This window comes from Sphingobium sp. RSMS, assembly GCF_005406185.4.
Classification (GTDB): Bacteria; Pseudomonadota; Alphaproteobacteria; order Sphingomonadales; family Sphingomonadaceae; genus Sphingobium; species Sphingobium fuliginis.
In genome coordinates, this window is sequence record NZ_CM191258.1 from 195001 (window position 1) to 207399 (window position 12399).

10 protein-coding genes and 2 rRNA genes (1 of these 12 only partly in view) are annotated in these 12399 nt (G+C 63.4%); 6 read left to right on the forward strand and 6 right to left on the reverse strand.

Annotated features, from left to right (window positions below; translation table 11 throughout):
- Both EGM87_RS19075 and rrf read left to right on the forward strand, forming a co-directional pair.
- Window positions 1-1914: ribosomal RNA gene (locus EGM87_RS19075) — 23S ribosomal RNA — on the forward strand; it begins 881 nt to the left of the window's first position.
- Window positions 1915-2079: 165 nt separating this feature from the next.
- Window positions 2080-2194 (forward strand): 5S ribosomal RNA (rrf, locus tag EGM87_RS19080).
- A gap of 188 nt (window positions 2195-2382) precedes the next feature.
- On the opposite strand, the gene EGM87_RS19085 is transcribed toward rrf, so the two are convergent.
- From EGM87_RS19085 to EGM87_RS19105, 5 genes are all read right to left on the reverse strand, one after another.
- A complete protein-coding gene (locus EGM87_RS19085) occupies window positions 2383-3093 on the reverse strand; it encodes a DUF3142 domain-containing protein (RefSeq protein ID WP_253719199.1) in 711 nt (236 codons plus the stop codon).
- 23 nt (window positions 3094-3116) lie between these two features.
- Window positions 3117-5270: a PA5441 family protein gene (locus EGM87_RS19090; RefSeq protein ID WP_137709078.1), complete on the reverse strand. Its 2154-nt coding sequence runs from the start codon at window positions 5268-5270 to the stop codon at window positions 3117-3119.
- Window positions 5271-5364: 94 nt separating this feature from the next.
- Complete coding sequence (locus tag EGM87_RS19095) at window positions 5365-6417, reverse strand: choice-of-anchor A family protein (RefSeq protein ID WP_137709077.1); 1053 nt, start codon at window positions 6415-6417, stop codon at window positions 5365-5367.
- 108 nt (window positions 6418-6525) lie between these two features.
- Window positions 6526-7692 (reverse strand): iron-containing alcohol dehydrogenase, encoded by a 1167-nt coding sequence (locus EGM87_RS19100; RefSeq protein ID WP_238320141.1) that lies wholly within the window; start codon window positions 7690-7692, stop codon window positions 6526-6528.
- A gap of 83 nt (window positions 7693-7775) precedes the next feature.
- The gene (locus EGM87_RS19105; RefSeq protein ID WP_137709076.1) at window positions 7776-8663 is read right to left on the reverse strand and encodes a LysR family transcriptional regulator; all 888 of its coding nucleotides are present in this window, start codon (window positions 8661-8663) and stop codon (window positions 7776-7778) included.
- Between the two features lie 94 nt (window positions 8664-8757).
- Between EGM87_RS19105 and bla the strand changes: the two genes are divergently transcribed.
- Window positions 8758-9654, forward strand: coding sequence for a subclass B3 metallo-beta-lactamase (bla, locus tag EGM87_RS19110; protein WP_137709120.1), 897 nt, complete (start codon window positions 8758-8760; stop codon window positions 9652-9654).
- A gap of 55 nt (window positions 9655-9709) precedes the next feature.
- Here the strand turns inward: bla and EGM87_RS19115 are convergent, their stop codons facing one another.
- The gene (locus EGM87_RS19115) at window positions 9710-10591 is read right to left on the reverse strand and encodes a LysR family transcriptional regulator (RefSeq protein ID WP_044660873.1); all 882 of its coding nucleotides are present in this window, start codon (window positions 10589-10591) and stop codon (window positions 9710-9712) included.
- Between the two features lie 222 nt (window positions 10592-10813).
- Between EGM87_RS19115 and EGM87_RS19120 the strand changes: the two genes are divergently transcribed.
- The 3 genes from EGM87_RS19120 to EGM87_RS19130 all read left to right on the forward strand — a co-directional run bounded on the left by EGM87_RS19120 (window position 10814) and on the right by EGM87_RS19130 (window position 12337).
- A complete protein-coding gene (locus EGM87_RS19120) occupies window positions 10814-11050 on the forward strand; it encodes a hypothetical protein (RefSeq protein ID WP_025546856.1) in 237 nt (78 codons plus the stop codon).
- Between the two features lie 6 nt (window positions 11051-11056).
- Window positions 11057-11941, forward strand: a complete 885-nt coding sequence (locus EGM87_RS19125; protein WP_048575613.1) for a bestrophin family protein — start codon at window positions 11057-11059, stop codon at window positions 11939-11941.
- A 180-nt stretch (window positions 11942-12121) separates the two neighbouring features.
- Window positions 12122-12337, forward strand: a complete 216-nt coding sequence (locus tag EGM87_RS19130; RefSeq protein ID WP_025546858.1) for a hypothetical protein — start codon at window positions 12122-12124, stop codon at window positions 12335-12337.
- Window positions 12338-12399: the final 62 nt, after the last annotated feature.

The following is a 12399-nucleotide window of genomic DNA, read 5'->3' on the forward strand; positions in this document are numbered from 1 at the left end:
GCCGTTGGGGGTAGAGCACTGGATGGTTGCGGGGGTCGCGAGATCTACCAATACTAACCAAACTCCGAATACCAACGAGTCTAGTCCGGCAGACAGACGGCGGGTGCTAAGGTCCGTCGTCAAAAGGGAAACAGCCCTAACCTACAGCTAAGGTCCCCAAGTCACGTCTAAGTGGGAAAGCATGTGGGATTTCCAAAACAACCAGGAGGTTGGCTTAGAAGCAGCCATCCTTTAAAGAAAGCGTAACAGCTCACTGGTCTAAACAAGAGATCCTGCGGCGAAGATGTAACGGGGCTCAAGACGTGCACCGAAGCTTAGGGTTCAGTCTTTTGACTGAGCGGTAGCGGAGCGTTCCGTAGGCCGTTGAAGCGGGAGGGTAACCGACCGTGGAGGTATCGGAAGTGCGAATGCAGACATGAGTAGCGATTAACAGTGTGAGATGCACTGTCGCCGAAATTCCAAGGGTTCCTGCTTAAAGCTAATCTGAGCAGGGTAAGCCGGCCCCTAAGACGAGCCCGAAGGGGGTAGTCGATGGGAACCACGTTAATATTCGTGGGCCTGGTGGTGTGTGACGGATGGCGTAACTTGTTCGGCCTTATTGGATTGGTCCGGGCAGGGAAGTTGTCCCAGGAAATAGCCCCACCGTATAGACCGTACCCTAAACCGACACAGGTGGAATGGTAGAGTATACCAAGGCGTTTGAGAGAAGTATCCTGAAGGAACTCGGCAAATTGCCTCCGTACCTTCGGAAGAAGGAGGCCCCACATATGCGCAAGCACTTGTGGGGGGCACAGGCCAGGGGGTAGCGACTGTTTAGCAAAAACACAGGGCTCTGCTAAGTCGGCTTCAAGACGACGTATAGGGCCTGACGCCTGCCCGGTGCCTGAAGGTTAAGAGGAGGAGTGCAAGCTCTGAATTGAAGCCCAGGTAAACGGCGGCCGTAACTATAACGGTCCTAAGGTAGCGAAATTCCTTGTCGGGTAAGTTCCGACCTGCACGAATGGCGTAACGACTTCCCCACTGTCTCCAGGATATGCTCAGCGAAATTGAATTCTCCGTGAAGATGCGGAGTACCCGCGGTTAGACGGAAAGACCCCGTGCACCTTTACTGCAGCTTCAGAGTGGCATTAGGAAAGAACTGTGTAGCATAGGTGGGAGGCTTTGAAGCCGGGACGCCAGTTCCGGTGGAGCCATAGGTGAAATACCACCCTGTTGTTTTCTGATGTCTAACCTCGCACCGTCATCCGGTGCAGGGACCCTCTGTGGCGGGTAGTTTGACTGGGGCGGTCGCCTCCTAAAGAGTAACGGAGGCGCGCGATGGTGGGCTCAGGACGGTTGGAAACCGTCTGTTAGAGTGCAATGGCATAAGCCCGCCTGACTGCGAGACTGACAAGTCGAGCAGAGACGAAAGTCGGTCATAGTGATCCGGTGGTCCCTCGTGGAAGGGCCATCGCTCAACGGATAAAAGGTACGCCGGGGATAACAGGCTGATGATTCCCAAGAGCTCATATCGACGGAATCGTTTGGCACCTCGATGTCGGCTCATCACATCCTGGGGCTGGAGCAGGTCCCAAGGGTTTGGCTGTTCGCCAATTAAAGTGGTACGTGAGCTGGGTTCAGAACGTCGCGAGACAGTTTGGTCCCTATCTGCCGTGGGCGTCGAAATTTGAGAGGAGTTGACCCTAGTACGAGAGGACCGGGTTGAACATGCCTCTGGTGTACCTGTCGTCCTGCCAAGGGCGCAGCAGGGTAGCTATGCATGGACGGGATAACCGCTGAAAGCATCTAAGCGGGAAGCCTCCCTCAAGATAAGATTTCTTCGAGCGGTCGTAGACCACGACCTTGATAGGCCGGATGTAGAAGTGTGGTAACATATGGAGCTAACCGGTCCTAATTGCTCTGATCGCGCCTGAGAGTCCCACCATCAATGACAACACTGGATACAAACCAGCGTCAGCCATCGAGCGTGGTGATCAACCTCATGCCAGATAAACAAACCAACTCATTTGATGACGCGTTTCTCAACCGAAACGCCCAAGTGCACGGCACCGATTAAAACCCGAAGCGCAAGCTCTATTGCTTGGTGACCATAGCGTCTGTGACCCACCCGATCCCTTCCCGAACTCGGACGTGAAACCAGTCTGCGCCGATGGTACTGTGGCTCAAGCCCCGGAAGAGTAGGGCGTCGCCAGGCATTATAGCTCGCGCTTCACATTAACCCATTCGCAATCTCCTGCGCCCAGGCGCAATGCCCCCCAAGCGCAGCCCCGCAGGCCGCCCTGACAACCGGCAAACCACCAGCCCAAATCATACCTCAAACCGACCCTCCAACCCTGGGCAAATCACCCATGGCGCTGGATTCTGGAAGGAACCGATTGAGAATCAATGGCCGTCAGAGCTGTTCCGGGATAGCAAGAACACCACATAGCCTTTGAATTGCGGATGACGCGATAGCATAGGCGGTGCCTGCCATGCTCCGCCCTCGATCAATGCCACGCGGAAGGGAATGGGGAAGCTTTCCATCCGGCGAAAATAATCCTCATAGCCGGGGATGGTGGTGCGGCCCTGGTAGGTTTGGACCACAACCTCATCGATCAGGCCGGCGAGTCTTGCCAGGGCCTGCGGGTCGCCATGGGCGCTCCAGTCCATCAGGCCGGTGATCGACAGCCGCCAATGGCGGGGCAGGCGTTGCCGCAAATCACGCAGAAAGTCGCCATAGCCGCCGATCCCGCGCGTAGCGGCATCGAAATCGACCTGGAGTCCGACAACCTCATTGCCTGCCTCGCGCCAGCGATGCAGATCGTCGAAGATCGTCTCGTAAACAGCATCATTCCAGTCCAGCCGATCGGCCCTGACGACCAGCCAGATCTTCTTGCCCGGCAACCGGGGCATTCCCATGCGCAGCTTTTCCAGCCGGACGGGTCCCCTACGCCGAACCTCTCCGTCAAGAAGGTAGAGGATCTTCGCCCGGACATGCTCTGCCGGACGCACGCCAGGCCAGAGATAGAATGCCTCATAGCCAGCCGGATCGACACGCTCCGCCTCCGTCTCGCGCCGACAGCCGGTCAACGCCAGCAGCGCCAGCAACGCCATCGACCATCCGCTTGCACGCATGTTCACCAATAATAACGCAGGGACTTTGCCCATCGGCTGTCTGGATAGCGCTGCTTCAACTCGGTGAACCACGCCTTGCGATCGGCTTGAGGTGCCTGCGCCGCCTCCAATTCCCCATAGCTGCGATAGGGCCCGGTACAACCGTTAAAGCCAGACGGCGCATAGCACATCACGGCACGATACAGGGCATAGGCCCGGTCTTCAGCCGCCGCTCCCTTGTCCGCGATGATCGCGGCATAAATGTCCGCGCGAGAGAGGGGGCGGCCGGAAAAGCCGTCCGGCCCATTGCCGAGGCTGAACCTGTCGCCACCTGCCTTGAACAGGCTGAAGCCATCGAAACCGTTCAGCCGATAGAAATCGCCCAGACACAACCGCGCCTTTGCATTGGCGGGAGCGTGCGCGAGAGTCGCGGCGGTTTGCGCTATGCTGGGGCAAGGAAAGCCGTCCGACCATCTGCCCTTTCGGAACAGCCCCACCGGAATCATGTCCTGCTGGGAGAAGTCCCATAGCCCGCCCTCGCTTCCCGCGCTGGCGGGCACCAGCGCAAGATCGCCGGTGAAATCGCCAAAGGCGCCTCTCGTCAAATCCTTGTAGAGCAAGGTGAAGCGCGCCACGTCCCGCTCGCGCACTGGACGCGTGCCATCATTCGCCGCCGCACGCAGGATGGATGGGCTTGCCAGGGTTTGCAGCAAAATCGCCCGGGTCATGCTGTCCGTGACAGGCGATCCGGGCGCGAAGACCTGCTCCAGCCGTCCATCGCGCTGCCAGCGGAGAGCAAGCCCCATTTCCACCAACGGCCGCTCATAAAGCGGGTTCGCCCCACGCAGCAGATCGCGCCAGAACCCCGCCTCGTTGGGATCGCGCGTTCGACCAAGGGCCATGCCGCGCAGCATCTGCCGGCTGAAAGCAAGCGGCGTGAAGCGGCTGCTGCGCGCCGCATCGGGCAGCAGCGCCAGGATCGCCTTCGGATCGTCCCCGGCATAATAGAGCCTGCTGGCCTGGAGCAGCCCGTAAAGATCGGCATGGGCGGTGAACTGGCTCTTCTGCGCCGCCAGCTCGGCGGCAGCCAGGACGGCCGGATCGGCGCCCTGCCGCCGCATCCGCTTGAGGTCGGCCACGGCCAGCAGCAGCGGCGTTCCGTTCTGGCTGCCGATGATCCGGCTCGCATCCTGACGTTCCAGCAGCTTGATGTCGATCTCCTCTGCAAGATCGGCTGCTGCCTCATCGTCGCCGGGCACCGTGGCCAGCAGCTTTTCATAGCTGCGGGCAAGTGTCGCCATGTCCGCGCTCAACCACGCCACGCGGCGCATCAGCCCTTCGGCCGATGCGGCATAGCGGCCCCTGGGATAGGCCTTGAGATAAGCGGAGATGGCGGTGCCCGCCTCCGCGACCGCGGCGCGATCGACCTTTTCGGGGCCAGCGAAATCGCCATATTCATCGACCGCCTGGGCCACCGCCGCGCGCAGGCCGATACGGATCGGCATATATTTCGCTGTTTCCGCGACCCATTGGCTGCGGGCACGGGTCAATGGACCGAAGCTGTCTCGCGCAACCTGCCAGTCGCCCTTGTGGAAGGCCTCTGCCGCTTTCAGATAGGATAGATATTCGCGGCCCGGCCTGCTGGAGATCGCGGCATTTCCCCAATCGGCCGTGCCGCAACCGGTCTGTGCGCGGAGCCGCGCCAGTTCGGTGCGTTCCGCCTCCGGCAGGCCGGTCTCGACGGCCAGCGCGGCATTGAAGGCTGCGGTGGCTTCAGCGGAAGCCGCGCAGTCGGTCGCATGGCCGTTCGCCGCAGCGCCATCGCCCTGGCTGTCCCTTGCAGCTTCCGGCCAGAAGGCGGCGCGCAGGCCGGGCCATGTCATGAAGGTTCCACCGAATTGCGGATTGTTCACATCGGTCGCCGCGCCTTTGCGAGGGCCGTCCACGGGCCTCAGGCTTCGCATGAGCAGCAGGATGTTGATCCGCGTATCGTTGCCCGGGCTGATCGCCGCGCGTCCGCCGCAATCATAATCGGGGGAAGCCAATTGCCAGCCGGGCGAGCAGGAAGAGTCGGCGCAGGCCCAGAGAGTGCCGCCCAGGCCGATTGCCGACAGCGCCAGCGTCACCAGCGTGGCGGCGACGGGATGTTTGCGGTGAAACGCGATATGTCGGGCCATGGGGCGGTCCTGCCGATCATCTTCTTTCATCATCCGGCGCGAAGGTGAACAAAAGATCGCTTCCACGCAATGACGAAGACAGGAGACGCCGGCCTTACATTCCCCCGGCCGCTGCCGAACGACGCCGCCGCCTTGCGAAAAACAGCGCACCGGCCCCTAAGATGAAAAGCAGCCATGCCGGACCTTCGGGAACCGGCGTTCCTCCCGAACTGCCGCCGGGCGGCGTCACCGGCGGATTATACCCGCCATTATAGGTGCCCAGATGCATTTCCCCGTCCTGATCGAGGCTGCCGAAAACAGCCGATCCCTGAATGTAATTGCTGCTGTGGGCGGCCGCCCAGGGCGCCAGGACGGAGCCGCCCCAACTGGTCGTCAGGTCCAGATTCTGCGCATCGCCAAAGTTCCAGATGACATGTTCGCCCAGTCCCGCGGTGCCGCCCAGGAAATTGTCGTTCAGGTTGATCGACGCCCCGCTCACATTGACGATGGCCGTATCCGCGCCATTCAGATGGAAGGCGATTTCCCCGATGGAATTGAGGTCGGCCGCCGTGATCGAAAAGACCGCCAGCCCGTCCGCATCGGGGGCCGCGTTGAAGGTCGCCCGATTGCCGCTGATGTCCATCTGGCTGTTCGGGAAAAGGCCCGACAGGGTCGCGGACAATTGTTTCATGCTGCCGGCCAGGGTCGCTCCCTGAGCGGTCAGGTTGCCGATGAAGGCGGGGTCCGAACCGGCCAGTCCGGACTGCACCACATTCTGGTTGACGTTGGTGTTGTTGATCGTTCCGCCGACCTTCACCGTCTGGCTGGGGCCATTGAGGTTGAACCCGCTATCGACATTGCCGCCGATGACGGCGCCCGATCCGTTGTTCAGGTTCTTGACGCCGCCCGTGACGTTGCCGACCACGGTCAGGCCGGGCTGACCGGTGGGGGAGGCGGTCGGCGTGCCGATCTGATAATTGGACGACGTGCCGGTCAGGTCGCCGCCCACGAAGGTTCTGCCTTCCACTTCGGAAGAGGAATCGAGGTTGCCAAGGACGATCAGATTCCATTCGCGCAGCGCGTCCGTGCCCGCGACGGGAGAAGCGAGGCCCGGCGAGGCTGCAAGGGCGGCAACACTGGCGGCGAAGAGAATGCTGAGCTTTTTCATGCGCCGACCCTATGCGACCGATCGCCCGGCGCTAAGGGTTAAAGATGGTTAACATAGGGTTGTGCCGGATCGGGACATGCATGGCTACGACCTGCCTCGGGCACCGGATCAAGGCCCCCAGGCCTGGCGATAAAGCGCCTGGATTTCGTCCGCGTCCGGCACGATGGGGTTGTTGCCGGGCGATCCGGAAGCGAGCGCCTGCTCCGCCATCAGCGGCAGCAGCGCGTCCCATTTGTCGGCGTCTATGCCGTAGGCGGCGGGCGTGGGGACGCGGAGTTCCTCGTTGATGCGGGTCAGATCCTCGATCAGCTTGCCCACGGCGCCCTGGTCGCCCTCCTCCGCCGCCGCGACGCCCATGGCCCGCGCGCAATCGGCATAGCGCCGAAGGGCGCCCGGCGCCGAAAAGGCGGTGACAGCCGGCAGCAGCATCGCATTGGAAAGGCCGTGCGGCACGTGGAAATGCGCCCCGATCGGCCGGCTCATGCCATGAACCAGCGCCACGCTGGCGTTGGAGAAGGCGATGCCGGCCTGGGTCGAACCGAACATCATCGCCTCGCGTGCGGGGCGGTCTTCCGGGTCCGCCCATACGCGTCGCAGATGCGGCGCGATGGCGCGCATGGCCGACAGCGCGAAGCTGTCCGAAAAGGGATTGGCCCGGCGCGACACATAGGCTTCGATGGCATGGGTCAGCGCGTCGATCCCGGTGTCGGCGGTCAGGCGCGGCGGCATCGTCAGCGTCAGTTCGAAATCGACCAGGGCGGCTGTCGGCAGATAGGCGAGGCCGGCCAGCAGCATCTTTTCGTCCGTCGTCTCATCCGTGACGATGGTGAAGCGCGTCGCTTCCGATCCGGTGCCGGCCGTCGTGGGTATCGCAATGACGGGAAGGCCGGGCGCGTCCTGGACATGGGGCACCTTATAGTCGCGGCAGACGCCGCCATGGACGGCGAGCACCGCGATCGCCTTCGCGCTGTCGATCGGGCTTCCGCCGCCGAAGCCGACGACGCAGTCATGATCGCCCTCCTCCAGAAAGGCGCGGGCCTCCTCGATGGAGGCGGCGGTCGGTTCGGGCAGGGTGTCGGCAAATATGCGGGCGGCCATTCCCGCCTTGTGCAGTTCGTCCATCAGGACATCCGCTCGCCCACCGTCCTTCAGGAAGCGGTCTGTGACGATCAGCGGCCGCGACAGCCCCAATGTCGCCAATAGCGGGGCGAGTTCGCCGGACACGCCGCCGCCGACGCGAAGGATGCGCGGAAGCGCCGCCTGAAAGCCCATCATCTGTTCTCCGCCATCGGTTCGACGGAAATCTGGACGATTTCGATGGGGTGGACAAGGCTCCATGTCCGCGCCGGAATCCGGTGCTATGGCGCGGTCGGCGCTTCTGCCCCGCCGCTGTCCGCAAGCCATTCGCGGAAGCGCCGCATCGCGTCGCTTTCAGGACGGGAGATGAGGCGCGTGAGCCAATAACGGCCCGCGTCGATCATGATCGGGAAGGGCTGGACGAGCAGTTCCGAGGCGAGTTCGCGCATGAACATGACAGGCGGCGCCAGCGCGACGCCCAGGCCGGCCATGGCGGCGGAGACCATCAGCGCCGAACTGTCGAAAACGGGCCCGCGCAGAAGCGGGGCGGCAACGCCCGCGGCCCCGAACCAGAGCGCCCATTCGTCCGGTCGGTAGGAACGCAGCAACCGTTCATGGAGGAGGTCTGCAGGTGCGCTGAGCCGCGCCGCCATGGCCGGCGCGCAAAGCGGCGTCAGCGGTGCTTCGAACAAGGGTTCTGCATGGGTGCCATGCCATGCGCCGTCGCCGAAGCGAATGGCGAAATCCAGCGCTTCTCCCGCCAGGTCGACGCGATTGTTGTTGGTCGAAATGCGGAGGTCGATGGCGGGGTGGGCGCGGGCAAAGGCGTCCAGTCGGGGCAACAGCCAGCCGGTCGCGAACGTGCCGACGACGCCGACCTTCAACATCTCGCGAAAGCGGCCGCCCGCATATTGGTCGAGCGTCGCGCCCACGCGGTCGAACGCCTCCGCCAGCACGGGCACGAGCGCATGCCCCTCGTCAGTGAGCGCCAGCCCGCGCGGCAGGCGGTGAAAGAGGCGGACGCCGAGGCGGCGCTCAAGCTGCGCGACATGATGGCTGACCGCCCCCTGGCTGACGCAAAGCTCGATCGCCGCGCGGGTGAAATTAAGGTGGCGCGCCGCCGCTTCGAAGGCGCGCAGGGCGTTCAGGGGAAGTTGGGCGCGATCCATGGCCCGTCATCAATTATTCTCATGGCTTTGTCGAGAAATCATGCTTTGTGCGCGAAAGCATCCATCGGCATCCCGGCAGGGAAGGGAGATGAAGATGATCGCATCGATGGCCATGGCCGCATCGCTGGCGGTGAGTTCCGCGTCAGCCCCTGTCAGGACGGAACCCCATGCGCCCTTGCCTGCGGACGACCCCTTGACCCGCCCGATGGCGGTGGAAAGAGCCGGGGAGTGGCTTGCGCCTCTGCCGCCGGAGAAGATTTTCGGCAGCAGCTATCTGGTGGGTTTCGGCGGCCTGAGCGTCGTGCTGATCGACACGGGGGCGGGCCTCGTCCTGATCGACGGTGCGCTCCCGCAGGCGGCGCCGATGATCCTGAGGCATGTCCGCAAGCTGGCGTTCGATCCCAAAGACATCAAATTTATTCTGAGTACCGAGCCGCATTATGATCATGCCGGCGGCTTCGCGGCCCTGGCGCGCGCCACCCGCGCCACGGTGGTGGCCAGCCGGCGCGCCGCCGAGGGCCTGCGGGCCGGCGCACTTGCGAAGGACGATCCGCAATTCGATTATGGCGGCACCTGGCCGGCGGTGTCGCGGCTGCGCATCATGGATGACGGAGAAGTCCTGAGGCTGGGCCGCATATCCATCAAGGCGCATGCGACGCCCGGCCATACGATGGGCAGCATGACGTGGAGCTGGAACGCCTGTGAGGGCAGGGCGTGCAAGGAGATCGTCTTCGCGTCCAGCCTCAACCCGGTGTCGGCCGACGATTACCGCTTTACCGCGCCTTCCAGCGCCGCGATCGTCAGAGGTTTTGCTGTCAGCTACAGGCGCATGGGCATGTTGAAGTGCGACATATTGATTGCCGCGCATCCGGACAATGCCGGTCCTGAGCGGTATGACGGCTCGCCCGGCGCCTGCCGCCGCTATGCCGGGCGGTCACGCCGACTGCTGGCGACGCGGCTCGCGCGGGAGCGGGAGGAGGCGGTGAAATAGGGGCGTCCTGCCCGTTCGATCCCATCGATGAAAGGCGGGATCGACGGAGAAGGCGTCATGATCCGCGCAGGCGGCGTGCGAGAAAGTTGAGGCACGAGCGGACCTTGGGTGAATTCAACTGCCCCGGCAGATAGAGCGCCGCGATGGTCGAGGGCGGCAGCGACAGGTCGGGCAGCACCGGCTCCAGCCGGCCGTTCTCCAGATCCTCCCGCACATCCCACAGCGACTTGATGCCGATGCCCGACCCCTCCAGCGCCCAGGCGCGCGCCAGTTCGGCATCATTGGTGTTCAGCGTCAGCCGCCATCCTGCCGCGCCACCCATGATCCTTCGCCACAGCTCGCCCTGCGACGCGCCCACGACGATCTTGTTGTGTCCCGCGAGATCGGCTGTCCGCGACGGGCGCCCGCGCCGGTCGAGATAGGCGGGGGCGGCGCAGAGCAGCCGGGGATTGTCCGCCAGCCGCTTCATCATCAGTGCGCTGTCGGCTGGCGGATCGAAGCAGATGGCGATGTCGTGCCCGCTGCCGATCATGCTGGTCGCTGGCTGATCCGACGTTTCCAGATGCAGGGTGACGTCGGGATGCAGCAGCGCATATTCGTGGAAGAGCGGCGCCAGGCGCGCCCGCCCCGCGTCGATGGTCGTGACGATGCGCAGCGTGCCGCTCGCCTCCGTCGACCGGCGCATCAGATCGGTTTCCGCCTCCTCGATTGCGGTCAAGGCGTGGCCTGCCCGTTCATACAGCAGCGATCCTTCGTCCGTCAGGCTGAAATGCCGGCTGTTGCGGCGGACGAGCAGCACCCCCAGCCGCTGTTCCAGTTGGGACAGGCGGCGGCTGGTCGCGGCCAGCGACAGGCCCAGACGCCGCGCCGCCTCCGACAGGTTGTTGGATTGGGCGATCGTCACGAAGGATTCGATCTCGGCAAAGCGATCAGGCATGGGGACAAGCTAGGCACGGCATGGTGCGATGCAACGGAAGTCGGGTTGCAAGACCGTATGTTTTCATTGCCGCGTCTCTGAAATAAGCCCGGACTGTTAGCGTTTCTTGCTCGTTTCACCCTGACGCAAGACTGAGTTGCACGGCGCGGGAAGCGTTGACCGCGCCTTTCGCAACGCATCATTTTCGCGGAAATCCCCGCATCTGGAAGAGGAGTTTCCGTCATGCCGCCGATCCGGCTTTCCCGCGCCGACGCCCTTGCCCCCATCGGATGGAACGACCTGGAGGCGCTGCCCATCTATGCCGCCATGCTCCTGGGCCTGGGCTGCCTTGTCCTGGCGCTGCTCGATGGCGTGCCGACCCTGGAAGCCACGACGCTGAAAGCCGTCGGCATATTCGGCAGCCTTGCATTGCGCAACGCCTGGCTGAAGCTGGACGAACATGACGGTGCCGTTTCGTAACCTCTCATGATCATCGGTACCGCCCCACGTATCCGTCAGGGTTTCGAGCGAGCCTGGAGCGTGCTGGTCGCGCTCTTCTTCTGGGACCTGGCGGTCACCATCTTCTACTTCATCTCGCCGTTCAGGGCTCCCGCCCTGCCGCTTACCATCTTCGGCACGGCGCTTGCGCTGGTGCTCGGCGTGCGTGTCAATTCGGCCTATCAGCGCTGGTGGGAAGCGCGCATATTGTGGGGCGCGATGGTCAATGCGTCGCGCAGCTTCGCCCGCGCGGTGCTGGCCTTCCTGCCCGAAGAGGAGGAGGCGCAGGCCCTGGGACGTGAACTGGTGCTGCGCCAGGTGGCCTATGTCCACACGCTGCGCCGGCAGTTGCGGCGGCTGGAAACGGGCGGGGACATCCACCGCATATTGGGCCCGGGCGATCATCCGGAACTGGCCCGGCGCAATCCCGCCAACGGCGTGCTGGAGGGCAGCGGACGCCGTGTCGCCGGTCTGGTGCGGCGGGGATGGATCGACACTATCCAGCAAGGCCGGATCGAAGCCGTGCTGGTGGACATGGCCAATGCGCAGGGCGGCATGGAGCGGATCAAGAATACTCCGCTACCTGCCCAATATCGTGCCTTCCCGCAATTCTTCACCCGGCTTTTCTGCATCCTGCTGCCGATCGGGCTGGTGGAGACGCTGGGCGCGGCGACGCCGATCGGATCGGCGGTCGCCGGCTTCATGTATCTGGCGGTGCTCCAGATCGGGGACGATCTGGTCGATCCGTTCGGCAACAGCGTCCATGACCTGCCGCTCGACAGCATCACGACCGTGATCGAAGCGGACCTGTACCAGTCCATCGATCTGCCGCCGCCCGCCCCGGTGGAACCGGTCGATGGCGTGCTATGGTGAAGGCCGAATGCGGGGGTTGCCCGCGCTGCCCTGTTCCCCGCAAACATGGCCGAAAGAATTTTCTTCGCAGGTGCGGAACAAAATGGCCAGCCTGCCGTTTGTGGCCAGTTGATGGAATTAACCATGAAAATGCGGGCAAAGCCGCATGACGGGCGCATGAACATCGCTGGGGGGACATGAATGTCGGACCATAAGAACGCCCTGATTCGCTCGATCGTCAAACGCGCTGCCGCCGAGAATCTGGAGATTTCCTTCACCACGCCGCCATTCTGGTCCCCCGTGTCGCGGGGGAATGCCGCTGCGATCCTGAACGCCATCCAGCAGCACCAGCCGTCCCATTGCGTGATGCGGCGGTCCAATGGAGACAAGGTCGGGAGCGTCCTGCTGCGACGATAGCGCAGCCGCGCGATGCACGACGCCGCGTCCGGGAACCAGCCCCGGCGCGAGCGGTTAAAGGA